The sequence below is a fragment of the Acaryochloris sp. IP29b_bin.148 genome (genome assembly GCF_028285565.1).
In the GTDB taxonomy this organism is placed as follows: domain Bacteria; phylum Cyanobacteriota; class Cyanobacteriia; order Thermosynechococcales; family Thermosynechococcaceae; genus Acaryochloris.
In genome coordinates this window covers 1-15,190 of the sequence record NZ_JANQOY010000017.1, presented here as the reverse complement: position 1 = coordinate 15,190, position 15,190 = coordinate 1, and the positions used below count along the sequence as shown (strand labels likewise).

Annotated in this window: 10 protein-coding genes; all 10 read left to right on the top strand. The window is 45.0% G+C overall.

Features of this window, described 5'->3' with window-relative positions; all coding sequences use genetic code 11:
- A partial coding sequence (locus Q0986_RS01695) for a PAS domain-containing protein (RefSeq protein WP_299402751.1) occupies window positions 1-1,462 on the top strand: 1,462 nt, incomplete at its 5' end.
- A gap of 131 nt (window positions 1,463-1,593) precedes the next feature.
- Window positions 1,594-2,043: a response regulator gene (locus Q0986_RS01690; protein ID WP_299402749.1), complete on the top strand. Its 450-nt coding sequence runs from the start codon at window positions 1,594-1,596 to the stop codon at window positions 2,041-2,043.
- A 115-nt stretch (window positions 2,044-2,158) separates the two neighbouring features.
- Complete coding sequence (locus Q0986_RS01685) at window positions 2,159-3,937, top strand: EAL domain-containing protein (RefSeq protein WP_299402748.1); 1,779 nt, start codon at window positions 2,159-2,161, stop codon at window positions 3,935-3,937.
- Window positions 3,938-4,426: 489 nt separating this feature from the next.
- Window positions 4,427-6,220 carry a diguanylate cyclase gene (locus Q0986_RS01680; protein ID WP_299402746.1) on the top strand — a complete coding sequence of 598 codons (1,794 nt, stop codon included), beginning with the start codon at window positions 4,427-4,429 and terminating at the stop codon, window positions 6,218-6,220.
- Between the two features lie 739 nt (window positions 6,221-6,959).
- Window positions 6,960-9,428, top strand: a complete 2,469-nt coding sequence (locus Q0986_RS01675; RefSeq protein WP_299402744.1) for a PAS domain S-box protein — start codon at window positions 6,960-6,962, stop codon at window positions 9,426-9,428.
- Window positions 9,429-9,508: 80 nt separating this feature from the next.
- Window positions 9,509-10,696 (top strand): ATP-binding protein, encoded by a 1,188-nt coding sequence (locus Q0986_RS01670; RefSeq protein WP_299402741.1) that lies wholly within the window; start codon window positions 9,509-9,511, stop codon window positions 10,694-10,696.
- A 152-nt stretch (window positions 10,697-10,848) separates the two neighbouring features.
- Window positions 10,849-11,280 (top strand): response regulator, encoded by a 432-nt coding sequence (locus tag Q0986_RS01665; protein WP_299402738.1) that lies wholly within the window; start codon window positions 10,849-10,851, stop codon window positions 11,278-11,280.
- Window positions 11,281-11,349: 69 nt separating this feature from the next.
- Window positions 11,350-11,772 (top strand): response regulator, encoded by a 423-nt coding sequence (locus Q0986_RS01660; protein ID WP_299402736.1) that lies wholly within the window; start codon window positions 11,350-11,352, stop codon window positions 11,770-11,772.
- A gap of 234 nt (window positions 11,773-12,006) precedes the next feature.
- Window positions 12,007-12,960: a M23 family metallopeptidase gene (locus Q0986_RS01655; RefSeq protein WP_299402734.1), complete on the top strand. Its 954-nt coding sequence runs from the start codon at window positions 12,007-12,009 to the stop codon at window positions 12,958-12,960.
- Window positions 12,961-13,226: 266 nt separating this feature from the next.
- Window positions 13,227-15,035, top strand: coding sequence for an EAL domain-containing protein (locus Q0986_RS01650; RefSeq protein ID WP_299402731.1), 1,809 nt, complete (start codon window positions 13,227-13,229; stop codon window positions 15,033-15,035).
- Window positions 15,036-15,190: the final 155 nt, after the last annotated feature.

The following is a 15,190-nucleotide window of genomic DNA, read 5'->3' as shown; positions in this document are numbered from 1 at the left end:
CCTATGTAATGTCTTGGGCTTTAGGAAAGATGAAATTCTAAATCGGCCCATTTTGGATCTCTACCATCCTGAGTGTCACCCCCAAGTTGAGACAGCGTTTCAGATATTTGTAGAGACTGGCGAAGTTAAAGATGCCCAGCTAACATTGCAACGCCAGGATGGGAGCAAATTAGAGGTCAGCCTCAACGTTAAGGCCATTCGGGATGAAGCGGGCAATATCCTCTCTAGCCGTTCAAGCTGGCGAGATATCACTGAGCGTAAGCAGTTAGAACAACAGCTTCAACAAATCAATGAAGAACTAGAACAGCGAGTCCATGACCGCACCCAACAACTCCTAACCACCAACCATTCCTTGCAACAGAGTCAAGAACGACTGGAACTGGCTTTAGAAGCTTCACATGCGGGCTGGTGGCACTGGCAGGTTCAAACTGGCGAGGTGGAATGGAGTCCTGCCTATATCCGGATGTTCGGTTTTGCAGAAGAGAATCTACACACGAATTATAAACTTTGGGAGAGTCTGGTTCACCCTGACGATATGCCTTGGATTAACGAAAACCTCCAGGCCCATCTCCAAGATAGTTCAGTTCCCTACAGATTCGACTATCGGTTACGGACACCTTCGGGAGACTGGAAATGGATGGCCAATTTAGGCAAAGTGGTTGAGCGAGACTCACAAGGTCACCCCGTGCGCATGGCCGGGATGCATCTTGACATTAGCGATCGCAAGCAAACAGAAGAGCAGCTCCAGCAAATCAATCGAGAGCTGCAAAACTCCAATGAAGAATTAAGTCAATTTGCCTATGTTGCTTCTCATGATCTGCAAGAACCCTTACGCATGGTCAAAAGTTTTACCGAGTTACTTGCGAAGCGCTATCAAGGCCAATTAGACGATAAGGCCGATCGGTATATGAGCTACATCACAGATGGGACCATACGGATGCAAACCCTCATCTCAGACTTATTAGCTTATTCCCGTGTTGGACGGTTTGAATTGGCCTTGCAGTCAACTAGCTTAGAGGATGTTGTAGAGCAAGTGTGCTCCGACTTGCAATCAGTGATTCAGAACAAGAACGCCAAAATCGAGGTGGAATCGTTACCCACACTCCATACAGATCCCACCCAAATGCACCAACTTATGCAGAACCTGATCGCGAATGCCATTAAATATTGCCAAGCAGAACAACCGATCGTTCGTATCTGGGCAACGGAAACCCACAACCATTGTACTATTTCGGTGCAAGACAATGGAATTGGCATTGATCCCCAATTTTCGGAGCGGATTTTTGTAATTTTCCAACGTTTACATACAAAAGACACCTATTCTGGCACAGGCATTGGTCTAGCCATCTGCAAGAAAATTGTTGAGCGTCACGGGGGAAGCATTGGGTTAGAGTCGCAAGAAGGTCAGGGGTCAACCTTCTTCTTTACACTCCCCATGACTTCACCCGGCCAAACCCACTGATCACAAAAACTATCCCTCTCATCAATGATGGGCTTGCAACGGTGAGCGATAGTCAGTCTTTAAGTATCTGTCAGCAAAGCATCTTCTAGTGATCACTATTCACTGTCCCCTTAAGGTAACCAAAGTCTCATATGATTACAGTTCTACTAGTCGAAGACAACATGGGCGATATTGAGTTAGTCCAAGATGCCTTCGAGGCGGTCAAGGTCCAACTCAATATGGATATTGCCCGAGACGGGGTGGAAGCGATGTCCTATTTCCATCAGAAACTAGGGACCGCTAACACCAAACTCCCCGATCTGGTCCTACTTGACCTTAACTTGCCCCGCAAAAATGGGCGGGAAGTACTCGCAGATATCCGGGCAGATGAACGTCTCAGACATATCCCTGTTGTGATTCTGACCACCTCTGAAGCAGAGCAAGATATCATCAAGAGCTATCAAATTGGGGTCAATGCCTATGTCACCAAACCCATCGGCTTAGAAGGATTAGCAAAAATTGTTACGCTCATGGAAGAATTTTGGTTCACGATTGTCAAACTCCCGTATTGCCATGCAAAAAGTGCTGCAAACTGTGATTAGCTAGAGCTGTAACTTATACGCCCATACAGGACTATTAAGTTGACAACAGCACACTTAGCGAAAATCAAGCCTAGAATGATGGTTCAATTAAATCTGGGCATTTGAGGACAGAAGGATGCAGAACGCTTGTATCCAAGTATTGATGATTGAAGACAATATTCTAGATGTTGAAATTGTCCAGGAACTACTGACAGATGGGCAAGGAAAGTTCATTTCGATCGAACATCGCGCAACCTTGGCTGCTGGTCTGGAGAGGCTCAAGGATAACCATTCGCCCATCGATATCGCTCTACTGGATTTACACCTCACAGATGCTCATGGGCTGGACTGCTTTCATCAAGTCCATCAAGCGTTTCCAGAGTTACCTCTCATCATTCTCAGTGGCAATACGGATGCAACCTTAGCCTTAGAAGCCGTCCAACAAGGGGCACAAGACTATCTTATTAAAAGTCGTTTTAATGGCAAGTTGCTCCAACGCAGCATTTATTATGCGATTGAGCGGCAAAAGCTTCATCTAGAGTTAAAAGTCAAGACTCAGCAACTACAGGACTTATCGGACCAACTACAGCAAACCAACCACACCCTAGAACAGTTAGCAAAAATCGATGGCCTCACTCAAGTCAATAACAGACGGCAATTTGACCAGATCTACTTAACAGAATGGCATCGGTTATGTCGAGAGCAACAACCCTTGTCTGTCCTCCTATGTGATGTGGATTACTTCAAAGCCTATAACGATACCTATGCTCATCAAGCGGGAGATCGTTGCTTGCAACAGGTGGCGCAAGCGATCGCAGCGTCCACAAAACGACCTGCAGATTGTGTAGCTCGCTATGGAGGGGAAGAATTTGTGGTGATTTTACCTCAAACGGACTTAGCCGGGGCAGCCCAGGTCGCTGACATCATTCACGCAAATTTGCGCCAACTACATCTTCCACACACCACTTCACCTGTTAGTAATCAGGTAACGCTGAGTATTGGAGCTGCTTGCCAAATTCCTCAGAGGGAAATAGCTCCCTCATTGCTTATTTCCGCAGCAGATCAAGCGCTGTATATGGCCAAAAAGCAGGGTCGAAATTGTACTCAACTGCACCAGCACCACTCGACTCATCAGGGCCAAGGTAATCATCAAACCCTTCAGTGGATAGACAAGCTGAGTCGCGCTATGGAACAAGACCAATTTCAACTCTATGTCCAGCCGATTCAAGCTCTGAATGCTGTTCATACCAACCCACACTACGAAATTCTTTTGAGATTGCAGGATCCAACGGGAACAGTCGTCACACCCGAAACCTTCCTCTCCATTGCCGAAGATTCTGAGCTGATGGCTCGGATTGATCGATGGGTAATTCAGCACTTGTTTGAGCAGCTTTCCTCACATGCCGCTGCTGTTCTCCAGTCTTATCGATTTCATATCAACTTATCCAACGCCACCTGTAAAAACCAGCAGCTTATTGAGGTCATTCAAGGGTTAGTGAGAACCTATGGGGTACAACTCAATCGTTTTTGTTTTGAAGTCAGTGAATCAGTGGCCATTGCCAATCTGGCCAATACGAGTCAGTTAACTCAAGCGTTGCAAGCAGGCGGCGCTCAGGTCGTCCTAGATAATTTTGGGTCCAGCACGTCTTCATTCGCTTATCTGAAGCAGATCCCTGTCGATTATCTAAAAATTGCGGGTTTATTTATCAAGGAAATGGAAACGGATGCCGTTTCCAAGGAAATTGTCCACTCGATTCATAACGTTGCCGCTGTGATGGATGCGCAGACGATCGCCATGTGTGTTGAATCACAAGCAGTTCTGAATGCACTCAAGCCCCTGGGAGTCAATTACATCCAGGGCCATTATTTAGGTCAGCCTCGGCCCCTGGTGGACCTCCTAGCAACTTTAGAATGAGTTGAATTCAACTGATGACTCAAGCAGACATACGCTGACCTAAGAGACTCTGTATCAAGTAACCATAAAATTGCTCTAAAAGTCATACATGAAACATAAAAATAGCGTGTTTAAATTTGAATATGCTGAGAATTGCTATTCATATCCCAAAGCCTTTCCCCAAAAGTGTTGAGTCTAACTCAGTATTTACTTTATCAATAGCCTATAAAAATACTTTTTTGAAGCTCAAGAATAATATTATTCGAGTTCAAAATATTCAATGAATTAGAGTAGTGTTATAAACTACAATCGATAGTTAGGAATCTTGTACACACTACTGTTAGAGATCCGTATTTTAACGGAGATGACTTAAAGGCAGATTCTCTATTGACTGATAAACTCAGTCATTTTTGCATATCACTGACCAGCAAAATCAGTATTCTCTCGGATTACAGCGCCGTTTTTTAGACTTATGTTTGAGAGTACCAGGGCTACATTCAGGGGGATGATATGCATTCGAGTAGCACCCAAATTTTAATAATTGAAGATAACGTCCAAGACGTTGAAATTGTCCGAGAATTGCTAGACATAAAACCACCCTCTTCAGTTGCGCTTGAACATAGAGAAACCTTGTCTGCTGGCATCGACTTCCTCCAAGTGAGCAATGCTACGGACTTAGTTTTGCTGGATCTGTCCTTACCAGATGCCTTTGGGCTAGACACCTTCCATCACGTTCGGGAAGCTTTTCCCAACATTCCCTTGATTATCCTCAGTGGCGATAACAGGGAATCCACAGCAATGGAAGCCTTGCAAGATGGGGCACAGGATTTTTTAGTCAAAGGCCGCTTTAATAGCTCTACCTTGCACCGCAGTATTCACTATGCTTTAGAGCGACAGCGACAACGCCTAGAACTGGAATATAAAAACTTGGCCTTAGCTTCTTTATCGCAACAGTTAGAGGATGCTAACCGTGAGCTTGAACATCTTGCCACAGTCGATGGACTGACTCAGATCTCTAATCGACGCCGATTTGATGAAGTCTTTTTGTCGGAATGGAATCGATTGCATCGAGAAGAGCAACCCCTGTCCTTGATCTTGTGCGATGTGGATCACTTCAAAGCCTATAACGATACCTATGGCCACCCAGCGGGAGACACCTGTTTACAACTCGTAGCTCAAGCTATTTGTAAAGTCGTCAAACGCCCTGCGGACTGCGTTGCTCGGTATGGAGGAGAAGAGTTTGGTGTCATTCTCCCCCATACCGATTTGGCAGGTGCAGTCTTTGTCGCTGAGGCCATTCGTGATCAAATCCGGGCGCTGAATTTGCCCCACGCAGCCTCTTCAGTCAGTAACCAAGTTTCACTGAGTTTAGGGGTCGCTTGCCAAACTCCAAACTCGGACATCGCCCCATCGGTGCTAATTTCATCGGCGGATCGGGCCTTATACGTTGCTAAAGCGCAAGGGAGAGATCGCGTAGAAGCTTACCCATTGGATCAATCTGAACCCAACTTCCAGTCGCATCAACCACCAGTTCCAGCCTCCAGATTACATCGCGCCTTAGAGGAAAACCTGTTTCAGCTTTATGCCCAGACCCTGCAGCCCCTGGAGCAACAGCAAGATAAAAGATGCTTTGAATTTGAAGTGTCTTTGCGACTCTGTGACCAACCTGGACAGGTCATTGCTCCAGAGGTGTTCTTCCCTGTTGCCGAACGGCATGATTTAACGACCCGCCTTGATCGCTGGACGATTCAACATCTATTTACAGAGTTGAGACAGATCCAAACGATCATGCAACAAGACGTCCGGTTCTTTATTCGTTTATCTGAAGCGTCTTGTCAAAACAATGAACTGTTGGATTTCTTACAAAACCAGCTCATGGAGCATAAACTACAAGCTCAACAATTCTGCTTTGAAATTCCAGAAGTTGGCACCCTTGATCATCAAGCGCGAGTAGTAGCGTTCAGCCAAGGTCTGAACGCCATGGGTTTCAAGGTTGCCTTAGATGAGTTTGGCAATAGCCCATCTTCCTTTCAACATCTCAAAGGGATTGCAGCAGACTTTGTGAAAATTGATGGCTTATTTATCAAAGAAATGGCTAGTGATCCCGTTTCTAACAGTATCGTGGCAGCGATTCATCAAGTGGCTGAAACAATGGGCCTCCAAACCATCGCTAACCAGGTAGAATCGCAAGCGATCCGTGACTCTCTTCAGGGCCTAGGGATTCATTATGGTCAAGGTCATTTTTACGACCAGGCAACCCCTTTAATTGAGAGTATGGTGGCCTGTCAATTTTATCTCAGTTAATTGAGGCACTTCCACCGCTAAAGAGAGTGAGATGCAGCACGCTACTGGCGTAGATGGCAAAGCTACGCTCTGACTGATGTCTACTCGCCTTCTAGACAACACCTTGCCGAGTTGGATGACTCTAAGATTTTCTTCCTGCAGATCTGCTAGAGACGAGCTGAACTGGGGCTGGATATGCTGTGATCCTTATTAATCTCAAACCTTATTAATCTCAAACCTTATTAATCTCAAAAATGATGAAGGCAGAGGTGAGTTGTGATCCATAAATCATGAGAGTCCAGCTCACAACCTAACCCATCGATCACAACTCATCTCTGCCGGAAGATGTTTATCGTCGTTACTTCAGAACTCAGAGATAACATCTGCAATTTATGTTGCCCTAAATCTTCAAAAATATAACTTTATTTCATTATATTCTGAGAGAAAAATACACTCGATTTTCCAATTTTCTCTGTGAGTAGCAGAGAATTTATAGATGCAATATTATGAAAGTTAGCGAAATCACGAAAGTTAACAAATGATTAAGACTTTCAGCTGCTCAAAGACTTCAACATTTAAAACTTATCAGAGCCTAGTCGTCTATTACAGTAGAGAAGTTTTAGATAAGATAGATTTTAGAATAAATTTTTTTGACCTCAATGTACGGATTATTAATTTTGAAAGTACTGCCAATTACTGCAAAAAATTTATTCGGCAATAAGTAATTCTCTATCACCTATGGAATTTAAGGGGGGGGTTGATGGATTGGCATTTTTCAGACAATGTGATGCTCTCATATATTCCGCATGGTCATTGTTATCTATGGAAAACTAACCTCGTTTCGCTCCATGCCATTTCTGATGCGCTGATAGCCTTGGCCTATTTCTCGATCCCTTGCACCTTGGGCTATTTTGTCTTTAAACGCAAAGACTTGCCTTATCCTTGGATCTTTGCTTTGTTTGGGCTGTTCATTGTGTCCTGTGGCATCACCCATGTTCTTGAGATTTGGACTCTTTGGTATCCGACCTATTGGCTATCGGGAACTGCTAAGGCACTAACCGCTACTGTGTCTTTGTTCACTTCGGTACAACTCTTTCCAATCGTGCCTCAAGCACTGTCCTTGAAGAGTCCTACAGAACTAGAGACTGCCAATCAAGCACTAAAACAAGAGATTGCCGACCGTCAGCGAATTGAAGCAGAACTCCATCAAAGTCAGCAGCTGCTGAATAATGCGTTTGAGTTGGCGCTGATTGGCAAAGCCTTACTCACCCCTGAAGGCGACTGGATTAGGGTTAATTCTGCTTTGTGCAAGTTGTTTGGTTATTCTGAAGCAGAGTTGCTGCAAACTAATTTTCGAGCGATCACCTATCCAGAGGATTTAGCCGCCGATCAACAGTACGTTGAACAACTACTCACCGGTGAACTCAGCGCCTGTCAGTTTGAGAAACGCTATATCCACAAGCAAGGACATATCATTTGGACAGTGATCAGTGTTTCTGTCGTTCGTAATGCTCAAGGACAGCTCTTAAACTGTATTGCCGAGATTCAAGATATTACGGAGCAGAAGCAAGCCGAGCAAGAATTGCGTTTCACGACAAATCAACTAGAGTTGGCGGTAAAGAAGCGTACGGCCGAATTAGAGCAAGCCTATACCCAATTACAAGAATCTGAAGCTCAGTATCAAGATCTCTATAACAATGCTCCCGATATGTACGTGTCGGTCGATGCCAAGAGCAAGAACATCATTCGTTGTAACCAAACGCTGATTAATGAGCTGGGCTATCGCCAATCAGAAGTATTGGGGCGTCCCATTTTCGCTATGTACCATCCAGATTGTCTGCCGCAAGTTGAGGAAGCCTTTCAAACTTTTATGGAAACAGGGGAGGTCAAGGATGCCCAGTTGGTCTTACAGCGCAAAGATGGGAGTCCGTTAGATGTCAGTCTCAATGTTCGGGCCATTCGGGACAAAACTGGCAAGATTCTCTATAGTCGCTCAAGTTGGCGAGATATCACTGAGCGCAAGCAACTAGAAGCCCAGTTGCAACAGATCAACGTAGAGTTAGAACAGCGTGTTGACCAACGTACCCAAGACTTAATCATCGCTAATGGCTCTCTGAAGAAAAGCCAAGAACAATTAGAGGTAGCGTTAGAAGCATCAGGTGATGGCTGGTGGCATTGGCATGTGCAAACGGGAGATTTGGATTGGAGCCCGATGTGGTATCACATGTTGGGCTACAAAGATAATGAATTGCCAGCATGCTACGAAACTTGGGCAAGCTTAGTCCATCCTGAAGATATGACATGGGTCAAAGATATCCTTAATGCCCATTTACAAGATAATTCGGTTCCTTACGCCTTCGATTATCGGGTGCTGACCAAAGATGGGGAGTGGAAATGGATTGCCAACATGGGCAAAGTAGTTGAAAGAGATAGTCAAGGACAGCCTTTGCGAATGGCAGGAATGCATCATGATATTAGCGATCGCAAGCAAGCTGAGCAGCAGCTTCAACAGCTCAACTTTGACCTCTTGCGTTCCAATCAAGAGTTAAGTCAATTTGCCTATGTGGCCTCTCATGATTTGCAAGAGCCGCTACGTAAAGTCAGAAATTTCACCGATTTATTAGCCGCGCGCTATCAAGGCGAACTAGATGAATCTGCCGATCGCTATATACGCTACATCACGGATGGGGCGACCCGGATGCAAGGGTTAATTGGCGACCTATTGAGTTATTCCCGTATCGGTCGGACTAACTTCAACATCCAAACCATCAACCTAGAGGCGACGCTACAGCAGGTTAAATCAGATTTAGAAACCGTTATTCAGGATAGACAAGCGATGATTACCGCCGAGGCTTTACCCAGTGTCTCGGCGGATCCAGTGCAGATGCGACAGTTATTACAGAACCTTCTTACTAATGCCATCAAATATTGCCAGGCCGACGTTCCGACCGTGCGGATTTGGGCGACTCAGGATCATGAGAATTGGACAATATCTGTTCAAGACAATGGCATTGGCATCGATCCTCAATTTGCAGAGCGGATTTTTGTGATTTTTCAGCGTTTACATAATAAGGACGCCTATTCTGGCTCAGGCATTGGTTTAGCGATTTGCAAGAAAATTGTCGAACGTCACGGGGGCCAAATTTGGGTTGATTCCCAAGAAGGTCAAGGATCAACTTTTTCCTTCACCCTGCCGATAACCTGTCGCTTGGCATCATCAGAGGACTGACGATATTGCTACAACATGCTCTTGCAGCTGAACTCTTATGATCAAACGTCATTTACACAACATAGCAGCCTCTATCACCTATGATGAAACCCTTATCTACAGAACATTATCAACCCCCCGTATCTACAGAGCATTATCTAAAGCGAGAGCTGTATGATTTAGTGCAAAAGGATGTCGAGCTCTTTGAGTTTTTACAAAACGGATCACTGGATGGGATGTGGTATTGGGATCTAGAGCATCCTGACCATGAATGGATGAGTCCACAATTTTGGCGTTTGCTCGGGTATGAGCCAGAAGAAATGCCTCATTTAGCCAGTAGTTGGCAAACTATCATTCATCCTGAGGATCGAGAACTTGCGATCGCAAATTTTAATCGGCATTGCCGTGAACCTAACTATCCCTACGATCAAATTGTTCGTTATCAGCACAAAGATGGTTCAACCGTCTGGGTTCGATGTCGTGGCCTAGCGATCCGCGATCAGGCTGGCAAACCCATCAGAATGTTGGGGGCCCATACTGATATCACCACGCTTAAAAACACAGAGCAGCAACTTCAACAATCTAACCTTGACCTTATGCGTTCCAATCAGGAGCTGAGCCAATTTGCCTATGTGGCCTCTCATGATTTGCAAGAGCCATTGCGCAAAGTCAAGAGTTTCGCCGAGTTACTGTCTGATCGCTATCAAGGCGAACTAGATGAATCTGCCGATCGCTACATTCGCTACATCACAGATGGGGCCATCCGCATGCAAGGGCTAATTGATGACCTCTTAAATTATTCCCGGGTGGGTCGGGTTGAGCTAAACCGACAAGAAACCAATCTAGAAACCATTACACAGCAAGTGATAGAAGATCTAGAAACCGTGATAGAGAACAAAAACGTCAACATTTCTCTTAAAGCGTTACCGACGATCTTTGCCGATTCCACTCAAATGCGACAGCTCTTCCAAAACCTCCTTTCTAATGCCATCAAATATTGCCAAGCTGATGTGCCTACCGTGCAGATTTGGGCGACTCAGGACAATGAGAATTGGACGTTCTCTGTCCAAGACAATGGCATTGGCATTGATCCTCAATTTGCAGAGCGGATTTTTGTGATTTTTCAACGTTTACATAATCGGGACGAGTATTCGGGAACAGGGATTGGTCTAGCAATTTGCAAGAAAATCGTCGAACGTCACGGGGGCCAGATTTGGGTAAATTCCAACGAAAATCAGGGGTCAACCTTTTCCTTCACATTACCCATAAATTGTGGCATTCAATCTTAATGATCCCACTGTTGTTGCTCCCAGCACTCATTCCCTCTTAGACCGCTATGATGTCCGGTTTGTCACCAAATGCCACAAACTTGAAGTGATTCACCAAAAGACTTTAGAATGCTGATGGTTCTTGATTTTTTTCATCTGTGGGGGGCTTTCTAATGATTGAAATTTTACTAGTAGAAGATGATGACGGAGATATTGAACTCACCCGAGAAGCGTTTAGGCAATCCAAGGTCACTCTCAAAATGCATGTGGCCCGCGATGGGATAGAAGCGATGGCTTATCTGCGCCAGCAAGGCGATTTCCAAACAGTCAATATTCCTGACTTGGTACTTCTAGATCTAAATATGCCGCGTAAAGATGGCCGTGAGGTTCTCAAGGAGATGGAAGCGGATGAGTATCTCAAACACATTCCCGTCGTTGTCCTCACAACGTCTAATGCAGATGAAGATGTTCTGAGAAGCTATCAAGTCGGAGCGAATGCCTACGTAACTAAGCCTGTTGGCTTAGAGGGACTGACCAAAGTGGTTAAGTTACTAGAGGAATTTTGGTTTACGATTGTTAAACTCCCGCCCCATGAAGCTGCCTAATACTTTAAATTTCAACTTAAGCTATTCATAGCACCTCCATCACTACAGATATGCTACTGGAGTCTTCTCATGAACGAAATGCTGCTGGTAGAAGATGATGCAGGCGATATCGAATTGATGCAAGAAGCGATCTCGAGTCTCACCCTTGAGTTAAAGATCAATGTGGTGCGAGATGGGGTAGAAGCGATGACCTACTTGCATCAACAAGGAGACTACCACGATGCTCGAATCCCTCAATTAATCCTCCTTGACCTGAACCTTCCGTGCAAGAGTGGTCGAGAAGTGTTGACAGAAATTCGCACAGATGAAGCACTCAGCCACTTACCCGTGATCGTCCTAACCACCTCGCGAGCACATGAAGATCTCATCAGTAGCTATCGCCTGGGAGCCAATGCGTTTATCACAAAGCCCATCGGGTTAAAGGACATGGCTGAGATTATACAGTGCGTATGTGATTTTTATTTGAACTCTGCCCAACTGCCAAACACTTAGGCAGATGCCATGCCATAAAATCTTTCTTCTCTCAAAAAAGAAAGTTCGCTTGGATAAAATTCCGGGCAGGCTAAGTGCAGGACACCCGTCCTGTGTATTCTTCCTGACGGGATAGCTCAATCTTCCTATCAACTCTAATGCCATAGCATTCTCTACTCTAAAGTCAGGTTAAACCCTTACTGTTCAAGCTTGAACGTCAGTTAATTCCCCATATTTCCGGGTAAGGAGCAGCCTGTGTCTCAACAAAAAGAGCATCTCCCCAAAATTCGTATCGGTGAACTTCTTCTTCAGAAAGGACTCATCAACCCCACTCAGCTCAGACAAGCCTTAATCCTCCAGCGGGATAGTGAACTAAAGCTAGGTGAAATTCTCATCCAGCAAGGTCTGATTAGTTATGAGCAACTACAACAAGTCTTGACTGAGCAACGATGGCGGAACTGGGTCACCTCTGTTTTACTATCAGTCAGTACCTTAACTCCCCATTTACCTCAACTCGTTTCTAATGCTGAGGTGCAAGCGTCCACGACTTATAGCAATCACTCTTCTGCCGTAGAATTCATCACTGATAACCCTAGCCAGGGAAAAACTGGTAGGCAAAACCAAGGGGGGATTTCCACTCAATCTAGCCCCTCTAAAGTCAAGACGTTGTTTGCAGCTGCTACTCCTATCCCCTCCAAACCTACAGTTGCTTCGCCCTTAAGGGGGTTTTGTCATCCTCTGAATGGTCAGGGTTGGCTAAGCCAGGGGATTCGCGGTACAACGCACCAAGGTCGCATGGAATATGCCTATGATCTAGCCGTCAGTATAGGAACGCCCATCTATGCAATGCGACCTGGCAAAGTGATCGCTCTTCGGGATAAATACCCCGATACAGGCGGTGGCAAAGAAAATGCAGCTCGCTATAATTTCGTTTGGATAGAGCATGAGGATGGATATCGTTCCATTTATGTTCACCTACAGCAAGGCTTTAGGGATAAAGTAAATCTTAGAGCTGGGGACCATGTCGAAGCCGGTCAACTCATTGGCTACAGTGGCAACTCAGGGTGGAGTTCTGGCCCCCACTTACATGTTGAAGTACAAACGCCCAGTCGTAAGCAGCGCTTTACCCAAACGGTGCCCTTTGCAATTTCAGGGACTTGTAATGGCGAGGAGTATGCCCAGGAGTCTAAGGATATGGATCAGCAATAGAGAATTTTGGTTTATCTGACGGAAAATACTGTTGCTTTCTGCCCCAAAGCAATTTAGAAACTCTTCTAATTACCGTTGACGGCACCAGAATCCAAATGTGGACTGCAATTCTCCCCGAACAATCCGTAGAAATACTGAGTAATTATCGTTGTTTAAGACTAAAAACTAAGGCTCATAGCTCCATAAAATCCGTAATAGCCCGGATATAAACACCTAAATTTATGAGTTATACCTTAATACATGATTAACCATCCGAGGATGCATTAATGCAGGTGAATGCTACTCAAATTTTGATGATTGAAGACGACAATGGAGATGTTGAGATTGTCAGAGAATTGTTGGATTCAAGACACAACTCCTTCACACTCAAACATTGTCTAACTTTATCGTCTGGTATAGACCTACTCAATGCATCTCAGTCCATTGACTTAGTTCTACTAGACCTTTCCTTATCAGATGCTGAAGGTCTAGAAACCTTCCATCGAGTGCATAAAGCCTTTCCTACCTTGCCGCTCATCGTTCTTAGCGGTAATACGGATGAAACCATTGCTCTAGAAGCCATGCAGGAAGGGGCTCAAGATTTTCTGGTTAAAGGTCGCTTTAACAGCACCCTCCTCTGCCGCACCATTCAATATGCCTTAGAACGCCAAAAACAACAATTAGAGTTGCAATATAAGAACTCAACATTACAGGCATTATCGCAGCAACTTGAACTGGCAAATCGAGAGTTAGAACGCCTAGCTACAGTGGATGGTCTGACACAAGTTAGTAATCGACGTCATTTTGATCAGGCTTTTCTATCCGAATGGCAGCGTCTATGTCGAGAAGAACTGCCGCTATCCATGATTTTGTGTGATGTCGATCACTTCAAAGCCTATAACGACACCTATGGCCACCAACAAGGCGATCAATGCCTACAACAGATAGCACAGGCAATTGCTAGAGCGACTAAACGCCCTGCAGATTGCGTAGCCCGCTATGGTGGAGAAGAGTTTGTAGTGATGCTACCCAACACCGATCTGATAGGAGCCACTCACGTTGCAGAAGTCATTCGGGAAAAAATTGAGATCCTTAAAATCCCCCATGAGACCTCTTCTGTGAGCGATCGGGTGACGCTTAGTCTAGGAGTGGCTAGCCTCATCCCCAATGAAGATGCGACCCCCTCTATCTTGGTGGAAGCCGCAGATCAAGCCTTATACCTAGCGAAAGATCACGGTCGAAATCGGGTTAGTGCTCTCAAACGAGACTGCTCAGATCCATCATTACACTCCAGCCACACTCTACAGTGGGTCAGCCGCTTACGGCAAGCCTTAGAAAAAGACTATTTTCAGCTTTATGCTCAGCCTATTCAGAGCCTTGATTTCGGTAACCACAAGCAACATTTTGAGATTTTACTGCGGCTATGCGATCAGCCTGGTACCGTTTACTCACCCGGTTTATTCTTGCCCATTGCTGAACAATATGATTTTATGGCGCGGATTGATCGATGGGTGATTGATCACGTATTTGCTGAGCTACGTGAGATTCAAGCAATTCTAAAACAAGATGCACACTTTTTTATCAATTTATCTAGCAGCAGTTGCAAGAACGGTGAACTCTTAGACTATTTACAAAAAGCATTGGTCCATCATGAGTTGCAAGGTGAGCAGTTTTGTTTTGAGATTACCGAAAGCGTGGCTTTAAAGAACATTTCTACAGCAGCAGAGTTAAGCCGTGCCTTGAAAGATATGGGGTGCCAAGTTGCGCTAGATGACTTTGGGAGTGGCTTATCTTCATTTAAACATCTCAAATCAATTCCCACAGACTATGTAAAAATCGACGGTTCTTTTGTCAAGGATATGGTTACTGATCCTGTGGCTAAGGAGATCGTGGGGGCCATTCATCGAGTTGCTAAGAGTATGGGCTTGCAAACCATTGCTGAGTACGTTGAATCGCAGACAATTCTCGACTCCGTATCAAGTGTGGGAATTGATTATGCTCAAGGCCATTACTATGAGCAAGCCCAACCTCTTATTGACACATTGGTGACATACCAATCAATGTCTGATCAACAAAGGATGAGCAAGTACAGGTAGTAATCCCTCTTTTGTTACTTTAGGAAGAGGATAAATTCTGCATTGCTTCCCATCCATTGAGTTATAAGTATTTCTGGTGTATGAGGCCGTAGATAAAAAAAGGCGTATCCTTCTGGACAAGCAAACGTACAGAGAGAATACACCATGACTCAAGA

What these genes read in the sequence shown, in the direction of transcription:
- Q0986_RS01650 (WP_299402731.1), top strand. Translation starts at nt 13,227, where the DNA reads ATGCAGGTGAATGCTACTCAAATTTTGATGATTGAAGACGACAATGGA.
- Q0986_RS01690 (WP_299402749.1), top strand. Translation starts at nt 1,594, where the DNA reads ATGATTACAGTTCTACTAGTCGAAGACAACATGGGCGATATTGAGTTA.
- Q0986_RS01660 (WP_299402736.1), top strand. Translation starts at nt 11,350, where the DNA reads ATGAACGAAATGCTGCTGGTAGAAGATGATGCAGGCGATATCGAATTG.
- Q0986_RS01665 (WP_299402738.1), top strand. Translation starts at nt 10,849, where the DNA reads ATGATTGAAATTTTACTAGTAGAAGATGATGACGGAGATATTGAACTC.
- Q0986_RS01680 (WP_299402746.1), top strand. Translation starts at nt 4,427, where the DNA reads ATGCATTCGAGTAGCACCCAAATTTTAATAATTGAAGATAACGTCCAA.
- Q0986_RS01670 (WP_299402741.1), top strand. Translation starts at nt 9,509, where the DNA reads ATGATGAAACCCTTATCTACAGAACATTATCAACCCCCCGTATCTACA.
- Q0986_RS01685 (WP_299402748.1), top strand. Translation starts at nt 2,159, where the DNA reads ATGCAGAACGCTTGTATCCAAGTATTGATGATTGAAGACAATATTCTA.
- Q0986_RS01675 (WP_299402744.1), top strand. Translation starts at nt 6,960, where the DNA reads ATGGATTGGCATTTTTCAGACAATGTGATGCTCTCATATATTCCGCAT.